Genomic DNA, 16687 nt, shown 5'->3' with positions numbered 1-16687 from the left:
TCTTTTAATATTCCTCTTTGCCAGTATTATAAGCAGATTGGGTATGAGGAACCCTATATATACGTGAGTTCGGGATAAGCTTAGTATGCAAATAGTTCTAACGGTCTTGATTGTTATATATATAGGTAGTGCCTCTGGCTTATTCTCAAAAAAGCAATGTGCTGTAAGGGCAGAACATAAGCTCATGATAAAGTTATGTATCGATCGGTGTCGTGAGTGTATGATGCTCGCTTTGTTCTTTAGCAGTTCATTAATGCACTCGATGATATATCTTTTCCTTAGCATAATCTTTTCCCACATGGGCATAAGCTTATTCTTCATCTTTGCTTTAAGACCATATGAACAAGTTGAATACCTTGACTGAATAGACTTTCAAAGAGTTCCTGCTTGATGTACCCTCTGTCTGCAAAAACCTTTCCATAGAGTACCTTTGCAAATACCGTCCAGACTCTACGATCCCTTTTATCAACGTTTGCTCCTGTAAGACAGAATATTATTACTTCACCTGAATCCATTACAAAGAAGATGAAGTTTGAATCCATTACACCAATCCATTACACCAATCCATAGTCCCCTTGCTACTTCTGGTAAGTCTGGCAAAGACCTTGTTAAAATATCGTCTTACATTGTGACAAACAGGAATCATCGTACTGTCAACGAATGTTATACCTGTACATTTACCAAAGGCATAGAGCTTCATGAAAAGCATCATCTTGAAGAATACACGAGGCATGATTTCTAACAAAACGGTTATAGGATACCGAAGCAGAGAAATCATTCTTGAGCCAACCACGGATATAATTTTGGTAATACTCCTTAAAATTACGATATGTACCGAAATGATAACATATAAGTATGGTCATGATTTTACTCTCGCTAAGCCTTCTCTTACGATTCCTGCAACGTTTCCCATTTCCATTATAGGAAGGTAAACATAGTTTTTTGCCCAGTTCAACATTTAAATTCATCAATAATACAGAAAAATTCTATCCTTGGTAATCATCGCTTATTTGTTTTGTAAGTTATTGATTTTCAACTATAGAGTTACAAAAAATAACGAGATTACCAACTTTTAAAAGAACTTTCTTAAACCGAACTCACGTAGCAAGTGTACTACGGCGCATAACATCTTCAATACTAGATGATGTAGTTTATATACTTCAGCCTTCATTCCAATCTCGACTTCTCGCAGAGAATCAAAGTGTTTGAGAACGCTGAAGAGCATGATAACAAGGTGCGTCCCCCGTCAAGGCACTTAACATGAGCTTCACTTTGGGGTGTTTCAAAGCTAATTTGCTTGATCTTTTGCTTGTCGAGTAATTTTAGGCGTAATGGACATTTGGTAGGCTGAAAACCTCTCGGGTTTTAGTAATGGACATTTGGTAGGCTGGTTATTCCAGCCTACTTTTTTGTATTTATGAATCCATCTATAAACATCTTCTTGTTAGCTTCATTCAATCCATTATGATTATGCAGTGCTCTTTTAAGTTGTGAGTTAATTCCTTCCAACAGGTTTGTTGTATTAGGTATTTGTATATCTGGATGCTGCTCGCACGTATAGAGCCATGGCAGATGTGTCTTAATAGAACGTCTTGCCGTTCTCAGTCTTCTGTGTGTATAAGTTGTCTTACCCGAGATTAGGAGAGTTCGTTCATTTAGGAACTCTTTCCATTTATCACACCATTTATCAAAAGCGGTTATAAACTCTTCTTTTCTCATAGAGAACATCCTTCTCATTAATGCCAATAGTTCAACGCCTGCAGGCAAATGTGGGTTGTTAGTAAGGAGTCTTCTAACTATCTGAAATTGGTGAAATTGACACATTTGTACGGGACAGAAACTTATAGCTTGTAAAAGTCCTATATGCCCATCACACACCACTGCTTTTATCATAGTTCCACGTTCCGCAATATACCAAAGTCCATCAAGATAATCTCTGTTAGTTTCGTTTTTGACAAACTTGCGATAGAGTATTTTGCCTGATGAAGCATCCTGAAAAAGCATCACACCAAATGTCCTGGAAAAGTATGTTGTATCCAATATTATTACTGCAGATTTGGGGTAAGTAGCAGTAAAGCTATCTACCACTAAGCTCAACCTACGTCGTATGGTTCGCTCTGAACATTTATAAAGAGTGGATAGATCAGATATCGTTCGATTTGCCGTCAGATAGTCATTACATAGAGAAATATTATTTATACGCAGACCACCTTGAAATTGTCTACCACAATCCTTGCAGGAATACATCTGAACAGAACGTCGATGCCCATTCTTTTTAACATTTGAGCTATTACAGAAGATACAGTTTTTTTATTCATAGGTTTTCAAATGCTGCAAAGGTAGTAAATAAAAGAATTCCGAGAGGTTTCAGCCTACCAAATGTCCATTACGCCTAATTTTATTACCTGATTATAGACCAGCTGTCCGCTAAAAATGTGTACTTTTTCCCATGTTATTGAAGTTTATTAGCAAAAACAAAAGTAACAAAAAAGGCTGAAATCCAAGAGAGGATTTTAGCCCTTAACTTTTATATGGGGATAAGGTTTACAGATCTTTTTAAAGTTTTGATTGACACTATTGATAATATGGCTAAAGACATCCTAATAAAGGGTATTGAGTAACATCCTTATAAAAGGGTATTGGATGATACTCAAAATATATATAGAAGAATTGAATTAACAAGGATGTGAGTCATAGTGTTTTAATGAATCACATTTACCAATTTTTTAGCCATCATTGTTCTTCAAACTTTCATCGTCCACACATTTGTTTATAGGGACAATAGGAACAAGCATTAAGATTATCCGTAGAGCTAAAAGCAATATTGCGATTAAAGAGATCCCCCAATTGTTGAATGAGATGTTCAAAGAAAGGTTCCTTATATTCCGTAACATCTGTTATTTCTTTCCCTTCCATTGACAATATTGGTGAATAATCATCACCACCAGCGTGTTGAATAAAGAGTAATGCAGGGCTAACCGCATGATGCAAAGGATTAAGCTTATCATCATGCTCTGCTTCAATTAAGCTATAAAACATAGCTTGCATTGTATAGTCACTCTTTTTAAAAGCTACATTCTTTGGATCAAATACCTCGTCAATAGATTTCAGTGGTGCTGCAACTCTACCACCAGTTTTATAATCTACGACTCGTAATTGTGCCTTATCACTATCTGAAAAGACCTCATCTAGTCGATCAACACGCCCGCCGACTCTTAACTCCTTTTCAGTATCGCCCACCTTGATAGTTATACTTCTATTCACATCAAACTCATGTGCAAGTACTCTTAAAGGTGCAGAGCGTTGGTCGATTCGTAATAACTGACGTAAATATTTCACGATGACTTCGCGGTTTATGAGCTGTAAACCATTTAGCTTGGGATAGGTTCTTGTTCCCGCTTCTTTATTAAAGAGTGTCGTGGCAAAGACTTCATCAACAATGTCCTCCAAAGTTAATTGTGAGTTACCAGATGTAATTGACTGTGAACTCTTACCTGTCTTTAATAGATCATCAATGTTCTTAGCTGTAATGATGTCTCTTGGTAGTAACTTTTCATACATCAACTGAGCTGCACAATGAAAGATGTTACCAAATAGACGTCCGTCAATGTCATCTTCTTCAACATCTTCTAATTCACTTATTCCTACAATATATTTAAAGTAGAATTTTAAAGAACAACGAATATAAGTATTAATGGCAGTAGGGGAGAAACGACCTATCTCATCCAACTTATTCATGACAGCATCATCCTTATATACAATCTCTGTATCAATCCTCATCAGTTCTTGACCAGCCTTTAATGCAAGTCGATGAATTGGATGATTCCACTCCACCATTAGTTGTAACATAAAGCGACTCATCTCTCCAGTTTGACTACCTTGTGTGGAATTATTATATAAGAAGGTTACATCTTTTGCTCTTTGAATCAAACCATGGAAATAATAACTATAGATAGACACCTTGTTATCAATGGTCGTTAGTCCATAAGCCTTACGAATCAAGTGAGGAATAAACGAGGCATCATCAACTCCCTTAGGCATATTACCTTCATTGCATGAGAGAACAAGGACATGATCAAAGTCGAGATTACGAGTTTCTAGAACGCCCATGACTTGTACGCCTTGAGCTGGTTCCCCATGAAAAGGAATGCTTGTTGTGGTAATAAGTTGATTTAATAATCTTCGGAAAATTATCTTATCAGCCTCAAGATCCCCACTTGACATTAAGTCGTATAGGCGTGTAAGTAAGGTGTACATTCTAAACACTGACTCCTGGAAAAGAGGATCTTTATTTACTGCTGCACCATTCATTCCTATGATACGGATAGTATCAGATAGCCAATGGATAAGTTCTGGTAAATGTTGCTTATCACTTTGATGATAAGTTAGTTGTGAAATTTCATTCACGTTTACATAAAACTCTTTTTCCTCCTTTATCTTTTCTATCAATCTCTCTGCTTCTGAAATTAGATATTTACCATACGGATGTCGTAATACCCTACTAAGATAACGTAGCCTATAACCCTGCTCCGATTGAGAATAACCTTCTAATTGTAGTGCTAAGAGTTGCATTACCATGGAAGCAATAGGAGTTTGTTTTAAAGGAAAACCTGTTGTTATATTCAATGTCTTTACTTCGTCAGGAATACAATGGATAACAGTTTGTAATAAGTGCTCATCACATAAAACAATGACTGTTCGCTTACCATCCTTATATCGATTATCCTCTTTTAACCATTCTGTAATGTATCGAGCTTGCAGATTTTCTGTAGGAGCTGATATAAAATTTATTTGTTTATCATTCCCAAGGTTATCGTATATCTCATCGTTATCATTAGGCAAACTGTTCGGAAATTTATCCAGCCATTGATGGATATATGTGCCAGCCTCGTTATTTGAGTTCATGTAATATCGATCATAATCCCAATAGAAACTTGCCTTATTATCTTTCTTTAAATGCTTGAATAAGTGCTGTTCAACTTTCTGTAGAACGTTGAAACCGATGAAAATATAATGTTCATACTTTGTTTCAATAGAATTTTGCTCGGCTACATCTCTATATAGCATACCTTCGTAAGCAAGACCTTGTGAACGAAGTCTTTGCTTAAAGTTGTCATATATGTCCTTTAGTCTAGCCCAAAGTGTGATAAACTTTTCACGAATACCCTCTGGGTTATCATCGAAATTAGCGAAGAAACGGCGTAATTCAGTCTTCTGCTCGTCTGTAAGATAACTTACATCATCTAACTCATGCAAGTCTCTGATATTTGCAAAGACCATCTTTGTGTCAGCCATGTTTTTATCGATGTCATCGAAGTCTGCCAATAGTAATTGTCCCCAGCCGTAGAATTGATCTAAAGTTTCATCTACATGACCTGTTACCTCTATGTAGCTCTTATATAAATCGCAAACACTTTTGATAGGATCGGCTACAGTTAGTTTCGAATGTTGACGGAAGAAATCTGATATTGTAATATAAGCGGGACTCCATATTGGCTTACCAGCGAGACGGGCGAGTTCTTGATTGAGGAATAAAGACGCACGTTTGTTAGGAAAGACAACGGCAATATGTGCCAAATCAGTTCCGTATTTATCGAGTAAATCTTTTGCTATATGTTCGAGAAATGATTTCATTTGTTTTGAAGGATTGAATGATGTAAATGCGATTTTGTTACGATACTTTTAATGCTGAATAATACCACTATTGAGTAAGATTGACTTCTTCAACTTCATTACGCATGACATACCACAAATAAGCAAATATGTTCTTATTTCCCATTCGTTGAAGTAATTCAATATATTGTTTTACTTGCTCATGATACTCTGTGCGTGGTTTACCAAATTTGAAATCAACGATAATTATTTCGTTTCCATCGGTCATAACACGGTCAGGTCTATGTTCACGAACAACGCCTTCCTTGTTGTCATATTCAATTATCGTACATTCATTGAATAACTCCCATCGATCAGAAAACCACGATTTAACTTTCTCATTTCTTAAAGCATTAGCTATTTTATTCCTAAGTTCTGTCGAGGTTACTTCATCATTGTAAACAACACCTTGCTGTTCTAAATCCTTTAAACGTGGTTCTATATCTTCCTCCGTTAAAATGGTAGAAAATAGTTGATGGAGGATGTTACCAATCTTGATATATCGATTAGCGTCAGAAGGGTCAACATCTTCACCTTTAATAAAGTCTTCACTCTTATTACTTTGTCTGAACTCGGCAGGGTAGGGGAAGGTCTCTATTTTAATTAGCTTCGACTCTATAGTTTCACTGAAAGGGTTTTTATTTAATAATTGATTATCAACTGGTTTTGTACTATTGTTAGTTTCTTTACTTAATGTACCAAACTCAAATTCTAATGGTTCCGACTCCTTACTATCGCAAAGTGTTGCACCATCCAACTTAGAGCTAAGCGACTCTGTTATTAGTTGTATTATTTGTGAGCGATTACTATTAGTGGGGTCGCTTTCAAGTTCCTTCAGCTTTTTATCCTTCATTCTTTTGCCAGAGATAAAGAGATTCTTACTCGCTCGAGTGAAAGCAACATATAAAAGATTCATGTTATCAACTGTATTTTGCAAATGCTCCTCTTTATAGTCATCTTCAAAGACAGTTCCCATCATACTTTTCTTAGAGAAGTCAATAGGGATTAAAGGTAATTGATTGAATGGATCTTCCTTATCCTTACCATTACACCAAATGGTATTACCAGTGGTCTTTTCTAATTCCCAATCACAGAAGGGGATTAAAACATTATCATATTCCAAGCCCTTACTTTTGTGTATAGTAATAATACGTATACCATCGACTTCATCACTTTGTATAGTATTCTGTGACAAAGACTTTTCCCATTCTTCGATGAAATCGTCAATATCTGCAGGATTATCACGTAGATATTCATTCAATGTATCATAGAAAGCACATACATAAGCACTTTGTCCTTCAAGCTCTTTTAAACCGAACATCTCATAGAGTTGATCAACTAAATCTATCAATGATAAATTGGGTAATTGCTTGAATTGTTCAATATAACTGCTTGGCAAGTTCTCAAATATGTTGTCTCCTGGATGAACTAATATCTCATTACTATTGGTACTATTTTTTAGAACCTGCTGATGGTACAACTTTAATAACTTACTTGCTGTAAGTTTATCATCGGGATGTACTAGTAGTCGGAGGGCAAGAATAATTACATTTACAGCGAGAGACGCATCTAAGCGGAATGCCTCATCTGAAACAATACTGATAGCACTACCGAAATGATGTTGAAAGGTATCAACTATATCTTGAATCACACCTTTAGTACGCACAAGAATTGTGATACTCTTTTGTCTATATCCTAAATCAAGTAGTTGTTGTACGTTATTTGTTAGTTCATTTAAGACATCTTCTTCGTAATTGTCAGAGGGAAATAGTTTTACACTGACATAACCTTTATGATTACTCTTTTTAGGTTGCTGAATAATCTCTTTATATGCCTCAGTAAGTTGTTCAAAATTACCAATACTATCTTGTTGTAATTCCTTGATAGATTGCTCGATTGCTAGAGTAAAGAAGGCATTATTGAATAGGATAATATTTTCTTCGGAACGATAATTGGTATTTAAAGGTTTAATCGCTAATTGTTCTGTAGAGAACTCTTTTTCTATGTTGTTTAAGAGTCTCCAGTCTCCTTGTCTCCAACGATAAATACTTTGTTTGACATCACCTACAATTAGGTTATGAGAATCGCCCTGAGACATACAGTTAATAAGAAGTTTCTTAAAGTTGTTCCATTGTATTGTACTAGTATCTTGAAACTCATCTATCATGATATGTTTTAAATAAGCTCCAATCTTTTCAAAGACAAAAGGGGTGTCACTATCTTTCATTAAATTACTAAGTAAGGATTGTGTATTACTTAGCATAAATCTATTCATGTCTTTGTTTAGTTCGTCTACAGCTTCAGAAATAGAATGAAGTAAACGTAATTGAGAAAGATGTCTTAGTGTAAGGTTACATGATTGATATTCTTTCCAGTTGTTCAGACGATACTCTTCCAATAATTTAAGATCATTGCATAAGGACTTTGAAGCTAGATCTGTAATAATTGTTTTAATTTCCTTTGGACACTTACCAGCAGGCCATTTGTCGGCATTTTCAATACAAGTTTGGACATACTGCGGGGCTAAATCTCCCGTTGGTTTATTTTGAGTTAATTTGCTGATATAGTTATAGATACCTTTTGTACCACGATTAAATAAAGTTGGATTATCGAGATTAGCCTTACTAATTACTGACATCAACTCTTTTGCCATGCTAGTCAGTTTATTAGCGATGGTATTACGTCTTTTTCTAAGATCTTTTATGAAGTTATCAAAGAACCCTTCGTTATTAAAGCATTTGTCCAAAGCTTCCTTATTTTCCTTATAGAAGTCTTGAAATATATTCCTACCAAAGTCTTTAATTTGATCAATTACATTCCATCCTTGATTATCTTCAATGTTTCTATCAATATAGTCACTAATCCATATAAGTACATCTTTTCCTTCCTCAAGGTCATTAACAAGATTATCAACAGCTTGAGCTTCTACTTGAGTATCATTGAGATCAATGCGCAGGTTAGCTGTAAGATTAAGTTCACGTGCAAGATTACGTAAAATCGCTTGAAAAAAAGCATCAATTGTTAATACACGGAAGTAGTTATAATGATGCGTAAGTAATGATAATGCTTCGGCTGCATTTTCACGAATAGTAATCTCTGGTAAATCGGTCTTTGTTTGGACTTGTTCAAAGTAAGGCTGTGATTCCTTTAGAGAATGGGCAATACCATAAAGCTGTGTAAGAATACGCATCTTCATTTCTTGTGTAGCTTTATTGGTAAAGGTAACAGCTAGTATACGACTATAATCCTGGGGATTCTTAACTACAAGTGTAATGTATTCTGAAGCTAATGTAAATGTTTTGCCAGAACCTGCTGATGCCTTATAAATTGTTAGTGCTTTTTCCATGTTTGTATAGCTAAATTCTTGAGTATATAATGAGAACTCTTTTTGCTTTTAGTTGTTTACTCTTATTGCCTTTAACTGGGTACTCTTATTGCTTTAAGTTATTTACTTATTGCCTTTAATTGAATACTCTTATTACTTTAAGTTGTTTACTCTTATCCTACAAATTTAATGATTATATTTCATTCAATTTAGCTTTTAATGTTTTTTAGACTATAAGTACCATTGAAATATAAGTATAACATTAATAGTAATGATGATTATGATAAATAAATTAAAGAAAGGCTCTCCTTTAATGCTTTAAGGTTTGTCATTGTTGATGAGGAAAGGCTGTTATGTGAAAAAGAAAAGGTGTTCTATGTAAAAGAATAGTTGTTATATGAAAATAGAAATCCCGAAAGCCTAATGAAAGAACTTTCGGGATTATCCTCTTTATAGTTATATTCTTACTTTTGAAAGGATTATTCTTGATCTTTTTTAATCAGGTTATTGATCCAAACTTGAATATCCTAATATTTAAAGTAAGAATATTATTCTATCTATTGTCTACTATTTAAGAATATGTGTCAGGTTAAAAGCGGTAACCTAAGGTCAATAATAATTGACTCTTATCGTTCTTAACTTTAGTTCCTGTTGCTATATTATTATACGTAGTTGAGTTGATATTTATATTCTTTACATTTGAGAATGGATAAAAATCACCAGCCTGACTACTATATTGATAAGCTAAGTCTATATTAAACTTATCAATCTGGTAACCAACACCTAAGGTAAAACGATTCGTTGCCTTCCAGTCGGTATAATCAGTTGCTGAAGCATAAGATGTTCCTAATGAAGATAGACCTGGGTCTTTCTGTCCATCGCTAAAATACATTGGACTTACATAATTATAACCAGCACGTAATGCGAGATTTGTTGTTGGCTTATACTCAACACCTAACTTTAAAGTGCTAACAGCTTTTAGAACTTCTCGTGTGTGATTATTCATTTGAGTATCAGCGATAGATGAATCATAATAACTACCAGTCCAATAATCAATGTAACCACCATCATTGATTCTCGTATTGATGCGACTATAATCTTCATACTCATAAGTTGCACCTAAAGCAAGAGAACTTCCGATAGTATGACCTAATGAGAAACCAAACTTCCAAGGAGTCCATATCTTAAAGTCATAAGAGTTGTTTACGTACTTGCTATTATTTGCAGCACCATAGTTTCTATAATCTATAAGACTAGTTGTGTTAGATGTGGTCAGATCATACCATGTTGGAGTCTTTACATATGCACCAATTCTAAATGGTGAAGATTCAATTGGACGTACAATCACACCTGCTGTAACATCAAAACCACTACCAGTGATACTTCTATTATCTGCTACCGAAGCACGCGCACCACTAACTAAATTCTCAGAATATTCACTATATGCGTTATAGTGTACATCCTTTATACCGAAAGTAACACCGAGATATACCCTATCGTTTAGGTTCCCACTAATACTGAAATCGTAGTTACCTATATAACCATTGTGAGCACGATTAAAAGTATAATCATTTCCTCCATCATAGTCATAAGGTTTCGTAGGATTATTAGTTGGAATTAAAGTGTTCCAATAGAGATAATCTATCTGACTAAATGTATAAGCATTACTTTTCTTATTTAAGTCAGAATATCCAACATTCGCATTTGTCTTAGGATCTCTATCTACATAAAAGCCACCATTGCTTTCACTGCCAACTAATCCCTTAATAAATGATTGCTTATTTTGCGAACTACCATTCAACGAATTTGCTGCATTCAGGATATAATCAAAGTTCTTACCTTTATGATAGTTGAAACCAAAGTTAAGGAAGGACTTTGTTCCAGTGCGAGTTGAATATACTCCACCTATTTGGTCAAAGCTAGCATTAGTCTTATTACCATTAGTAAACTCTTTACCATTTGATTGCATGAGTAGACCACCACTAACACTGAGATTACTATGTCTGAACAAACCAAGACCAGCAGGGTTGGTTCCTATTGTTGATATGTCGGCACCCAATGCTTCCATAGCACCACCCATACCTACATAGCGAGCTGTTCCATTGAGATCCTCCCCTACTAACTTTGCATTCTCATAAGTTTCCTGAGCATTTGCTGACATTGCAATCATTAATGCTGTCGCAAATAAAAAATATCTATTCTTCATAATGATAAACATTATTTCCTTTAACTTCTAACTACTTTAAATTATCTGTGTCCTCCAAATACAGAACCGCTACCGCCACGTGCGCCACCAAAGCTTGCACCTCCGCCTTGTGAACCACCGAAGCCACCACCAAAGGAACCTCTACTAGCTCCACCAAAGGAATTATTCTCTGGCATTGAATAAACCTGGCGAGTCTGATTCTGGAAGTCACTTTGACGTTGACCGCCAAATCTATCCTGGTAACTTCTCAGATCATTAGGCTGAGTATTCGTGGTATTTCTGTTCTGACCAGAATAGGTGCGAGGATAGTTTGAATATGTGCGATTTCTATTATAGTTATAATCTCCTGCTGTAGTTCCCCAATGATTAGCCGTACCAGTATGCCCATTGCGATAAGTTACGTAAACTCCTCTATAGCCATAATATGGATAGCCCCAACCATAACTATAGTATCCTCTCCAAGGATTGTACCATCCGTAACCAGCATAACCATAATAAGGATAACCGCCGTAATAGCTGTAGTATGGATATCCGCCATAATAACTGTAATAAGGATAACCACCATAATAGCCGTAATACCATGGATCGTTCCAAGTGTCATACCAGCCACCATAGAAAGGAGAACCAAAGCCCCAACCTACATATATTGAAGAACGACCAGCAAACCATGGATCATAATATCCGCCCCAATAACCATCGAAACGACTCATACGACGACTATAAGCAAAGTCATCATTATTACTATCATATCTACGTGTTAATCCACCATAAATAGTATCCAAGACAACTGAATCGCCATGCAAAGTTGAGATGCGTGACATAAAAATATCATTACCCAAAGAGTCTACGCCAACCTTCTTATAGCTATATTGCCCCCGACGATTATACTCATCATTTGATTTACCAATACCGCTATAGTAAACTGGGCGATCTTCCTCTACCCTATCCTTTAGATATTTTGTTTGTTCCGCCTTTGAAGGTGTGAAATAAAGGTCATCCTGCGCCATTGATAATAATGGCATGGCTCCAAATAAAACCGAAAGTAATACTACTCGTTTCATATGCCTTTTATTTTTTAATTTGTAACTTGTTTAACACCAATTTATTCTCCAATGCACTTAATATACACTTTCGATAGTGCAAAAATAGAATAACTTTCTCTGCAAATATACAGAAATTCCCTAATCCATTGTAGGTTTTTCCCTAATTTTTATAAATTTGCAATAGAAATTTAACACCATTATGAGATATATACAAGTAGAATTTACTGCAAAGCCTGATAATCAGGATATAAGAGACATTATTGCTGCTCTTACTGGTGAGATCGGTTTTGAGTCTTTTTCCGATGAAAATGGGAAATTGATTGGTTATTGTCAAGAAGAACTCTTTCATGCGGAGAGTTTGGAAAACACACTTCAGAACTTTCCGATACCAGATGTCGAAATAACGTTTTATGTTAGTAACGTTGAAGATAGGAACTGGAATGAAGAATGGGAGAAAGCGGGCTTCGATCCGATAATTATTGACAATCAATGTGCTATTGTTTGTGGTAATAAACTAGAGGACGTAAATCATCAGCAAAATATCGAATCAATACCAACGAAGATTGTTATTGATGCAAAACAAGCCTTTGGAACGGGAACGCATGAGACAACTCAGATGATTGTTTCGCTTCTTTTGAACCAAAATCTAACGGGAAAAAGAGTTTTAGATTGTGGCTGCGGGACAGGAATCCTAGGTATTGTGGCTGCAAAATATGGAGTAAAAGAGGTTTTCGCCTATGATATTGATGAATGGAGCGTTAATAATGCGCAACATAATGCAGAATTAAATGAGGTTGAATTAGATGTTCTGGAAGGCGATAAGCGTGTACTATCTCACATAAGTGGAGTATTCGATTTCGTTTTGGCTAATATCAATCGAAATATAATTCTTGAGGATTTATCAGCTTTTGTGAGTGTGATGACAACTAATTCTAGGATTATTTTAAGCGGATTCTATGAGCAAGACGCTGAAATTATTTTAAAGGAAGCGAAAAACTTAGGTTTAGAAGAGTGCAAACGAATTATGAATCATGACTGGTGCTGCCTATTGCTTGAGAAGATTTAAATATTAAATTACAATCTTATAGATTGCGTTATATGAAAAAATAGACTAACTTGTGTGGAAATTTTAATCAATCACAGCAAGTTAGTCTATTATTTTTTTTGATATTCCCTAATTGTTTTTTAGCGGTAATTAATAGTTTTCTGATTAAATACTTATTAGCTTTTTCAGAGTACATTCGTATTTTCTTTTGTAATAAAATATTGCTATTTTAGTGGCTTATAATTACGTTATTCTGAAATGGGGGCTTATTTTTCTCAAATATCGTATTTATGAAAGAGAAAATGTAGCTTTGTTTTAAGTATTTGAATTACAGGTAATTATAAAATTCAATAGAAGTTCATCTCGAATTGATAGGAAGTTTTTATTAAAAAGAACTACCGTTTTAGGTAAAAAGTACTATCGTTTTGGACAAAAAGTACTATCGTTTTAGGTAAAATGGAGGTAGATTTTTGCTAAAATGGAGGTTGGTTTTCATCAAAACGGAGGTAAGTTTTGAAGAAAACGGAGGTATATTTTGCTAAAAACGTATATATGATTTGGAAAAAAGCAAGATTAAAAGTCGTTTTTACGAATAATATTTACGCAAAGAGTCTATATTGAGGAAAATAAATGTAAATATCTTTCCTGTAAAATAATACACTCGATTTGGGTTGCTTATGGTATTAACATACGTTGCAGACTATAGAAACTTCCATTATATATATCTAAGTCTACATAGCCTTTAATGCCCGGCAACTTGCCCGCATCAGTATGTTGCCAGAATTTCCATGCTCCTTGATAGCCCATTTGATCTACGTAATAATGTGCAATCCAATAAGGATATTCGTCGAAGCGAGAATCGGATAGGTATTGATCTTTAAACTTATAATAGGTATAGATAATTGGTTTTACATGATATTTCTGTTCTACAATACGCAACCATGTAAGGATATTTTGTTGAAACTCCTTAGTGCTGATATTGTTTGGTTTTGATTCTACATCTAAAACGGGGGGGAGATCGCCCGATTCTAACTTTACCATTGCTAGGAAGAAATAAGCCTGTCGGTTTGGCGACGAGTTATTACTCCAAAAATGGTACACACCTCGGATGAATCCCGATTCTTTCGCATTATAGAAATTATCCCTGAAACTTGCGTCTAAGTGGCTATCTCCTTCTGTAGACTTAATGAAAACAAATCGAATTGGTGACCGCTCAATCATCGCATTTCTTAGTCGATTCCAATTGATTGTACCTTGATATCGGCTTACGTCAATACCATGGATTGTGTAACCTGTTGGATAATTCGGATCGCCATATATACCGCGCCATCTGAAACCTGTAGGGGCTACGAATAAGAGATAGAATGAAATACTATAAATACAAGCTAAACATAGTGCTCCCAATACTTTCGCCCAACGTGGAATGATGATCCAAAGATGTAATAAATGTTGAGGTAGCTTTGAGAATTGCATTATGCCTGAAGGTAAAATGAGGTTTCGCTAGATTATAAAAGTAGGTGTGCCAAATATTTAACCTTATTAGTTTTTATTTGACACACCTTTCTTATTATGGGTATGCTTACTTTGTTTGCTCTAAGACAAGAGTCTTAGTTGTTTGATCGCAAACTGAAGAAGGTCCCCAATACTGGATAGGACCTGGGTAAACGTAGCATGTTTCCTTAGCCCACTTATCACGCTGTGCTGCGAAAGTCTTGAATGGAGTTCCATCAAGTTCTACAAGAGCTTTACGGATAACTGGTTTCATTTCACCATTACGCTTCTCCATGTTCATCATCATTGTGATAGGCACACCTCCAGCCTTCCATTGGTCTGTACCAGCAGTTGTATTCTTTACGATAGCCATGTAGCCAGTTTTGCCATTAGCGATTAGTTGAGCAGCTGAAGAACCTAGTGCATAACAGTAGTCAGCGTCGAAATTAGAAGGAGCAGCGCAACGACCTTCGTAACCGAAGAAGTGGTGCTGAGCAGCAAATTTGCCTTCATATTTGCCTTCTTTCTTCCATTGATCGAGCTTAGCAGCAACCATCTCTGAGATAAGTTTCTCAGTCTCGATGAGAGAAACCTGTACGTTTCCGTGTGGGTCTCGATCGAGAGAAAGCTGGCGAGCAACGCCTTCAGGAAGAGTTTCGAATGTAGCTTTGTTTTCAGCAGATAGGTGTTCGAGGATATACTTACGCTGTGCATCCTTGTCAAGGTTCATATAATCAGCACCATGAGCAGCCAACAAATCATTCAATTCCTGAATAAGACGACCGATAGCTGGGATAAACTCGATGAGACCTTCTGGGATTAAAACAACACCAAAGTTATTGCCTTGTGCTGCACGATATGCAACAACGCCTGCAATGTACTCAACGATGTCATTCAAAGTCTGATCCTTTGCCTGGATTTCCTCAGAGATAAGACAGATATTTGGCTGTGTCTGTAATGCGCACTCAAGGGCAATGTGAGAAGCAGAACGGCCCATCAACTTAACAAAGTGCCAGTATTTACGAGCAGAGTTGCAATCACGCTCGATGTTACCGATAAGCTCAGAGTAAGTTTTAGTAGCTGTATCGAAACCGAAAGAGGTTTCAATCTGATCATTCTTTAAGTCGCCGTCAATTGTCTTTGGGCAACCAATAACCTGTACGCCATATTGTTTTGCTGCATAATATTCAGCCAAAACACAAGCGTTTGTGTTAGAATCGTCACCACCGATGATAACAACAGCCTTGATGTCGAGTTTCTTAATGATCTCAAGTCCCTTCTCAAACTGATCTTCCTTCTCAAGTTTAGTTCTTCCTGAACCAATCATATCGAAACCACCAGTATTGCGATAAGCCTGAAGGTTCTCAGCTGTAATCTCAATATAATTGTGATCAACAAGACCACCAGGTCCCATAAGGAAACCATAGAGGCGGTTGTCTGGATTCAACTTCTTAACTTCATCAAATAAGCCAGAGATAACGTTGTGACCACCAGGAGCCTGACCACCTGATAAGATTACACCAACATTCATCTTTGCATTATTAGCAGAGTCAGCTGGTTCGAACTCTACGAGAGGCATTCCGTATGTATTAGGAAACAACTTCTTGATGTCCTCCTGATTATCAACACTCTGTGTAGGAGCACCTTCTTTTACCTTTACTGCACCCTGAAGAGCTTTTGGCAACTTAGGTTGGTAACCTGCTCTTTCCTTCTGCAATGCGCTAATTTCCATTGTGTAAATAAAATGATTTAAATATATGAATTATTAATAATTTATCTATGATGCAAAATTACTTTTTTTATCTGATAAATAAAAAGAAATGGCATTAATTTATTCTTTTAACTCTATTTTAGTCGGAGATATATTTGTATTTCTAATTATTTTATCTATCTTTGAACATTTAAAAGTCAAATAATAGATTATT

General features: G+C 35.8%; 9 protein-coding genes and 2 pseudogenes. 1 reads left to right on the top strand and 10 read right to left on the bottom strand.

All coding sequences use genetic code 11. The features are described 5' to 3' along the window. Positions 1 to 80: 80 nt before the first annotated feature. From J5A55_RS12455 to J5A55_RS03880, 8 genes and pseudogenes are all read right to left on the bottom strand, one after another. A pseudogene (locus J5A55_RS12455) lies at positions 81 to 968 on the bottom strand (IS982 family transposase). 104 nt (positions 969 to 1072) lie between these two features. Further along, a complete protein-coding gene (locus J5A55_RS12290; protein ID WP_004383646.1) occupies positions 1073 to 1225 on the bottom strand; it encodes a DUF4372 domain-containing protein in 153 nt (50 codons plus the stop codon). A 176-nt stretch (positions 1226 to 1401) separates the two neighbouring features. Beyond that, positions 1402 to 2247, bottom strand: a complete 846-nt coding sequence (locus J5A55_RS03900; protein WP_039851378.1) for an IS256 family transposase, variant Zn-binding type — start codon at positions 2245 to 2247, stop codon at positions 1402 to 1404. Between the two features lie 6 nt (positions 2248 to 2253). Next, positions 2254 to 2301, bottom strand: a pseudogene (locus J5A55_RS12545) (hypothetical protein); the annotation flags it as partial. 450 nt (positions 2302 to 2751) lie between these two features. Beyond that, positions 2752 to 5634 (bottom strand): PD-(D/E)XK nuclease family protein, encoded by a 2883-nt coding sequence (locus tag J5A55_RS03895; protein ID WP_004383644.1) that lies wholly within the window; start codon positions 5632 to 5634, stop codon positions 2752 to 2754. Positions 5635 to 5701: 67 nt separating this feature from the next. Beyond that, the gene (locus tag J5A55_RS03890) at positions 5702 to 8998 is read right to left on the bottom strand and encodes a UvrD-helicase domain-containing protein (RefSeq protein WP_004383643.1); all 3297 of its coding nucleotides are present in this window, start codon (positions 8996 to 8998) and stop codon (positions 5702 to 5704) included. 568 nt (positions 8999 to 9566) lie between these two features. Further along, positions 9567 to 11183 (bottom strand): OmpP1/FadL family transporter, encoded by a 1617-nt coding sequence (locus J5A55_RS03885; protein ID WP_039851439.1) that lies wholly within the window; start codon positions 11181 to 11183, stop codon positions 9567 to 9569. A 41-nt stretch (positions 11184 to 11224) separates the two neighbouring features. Next, entirely contained in the window at positions 11225 to 12244 is a 1020-nt protein-coding gene (locus J5A55_RS03880; RefSeq protein ID WP_039851438.1) for a hypothetical protein, read from the bottom strand. 181 nt (positions 12245 to 12425) lie between these two features. Between J5A55_RS03880 and prmA the strand changes: the two genes are divergently transcribed. After that, on the top strand, positions 12426 to 13292 hold the full coding sequence (prmA, locus tag J5A55_RS03875; protein WP_004383640.1) for a 50S ribosomal protein L11 methyltransferase: 867 nt from the start codon (positions 12426 to 12428) through the stop codon (positions 13290 to 13292). A 654-nt stretch (positions 13293 to 13946) separates the two neighbouring features. Here the strand turns inward: prmA and J5A55_RS03870 are convergent. Continuing rightward, positions 13947 to 14744 (bottom strand): glycoside hydrolase family 25 protein, encoded by a 798-nt coding sequence (locus J5A55_RS03870; RefSeq protein WP_004383639.1) that lies wholly within the window; start codon positions 14742 to 14744, stop codon positions 13947 to 13949. A 106-nt stretch (positions 14745 to 14850) separates the two neighbouring features. After that, positions 14851 to 16494, bottom strand: a complete 1644-nt coding sequence (locus J5A55_RS03865) for a diphosphate--fructose-6-phosphate 1-phosphotransferase (RefSeq protein ID WP_004383638.1) — start codon at positions 16492 to 16494, stop codon at positions 14851 to 14853. Positions 16495 to 16687 lie beyond the last annotated feature (193 nt).

This window comes from Prevotella veroralis, from assembly GCF_018127765.1.
Taxonomy (GTDB): Bacteria; Bacteroidota; Bacteroidia; order Bacteroidales; family Bacteroidaceae; genus Prevotella; species Prevotella veroralis.
The sequence above is the reverse complement of the archived record's forward strand: the minus strand, read 5'-3'. Positions and strand labels throughout refer to the sequence as shown.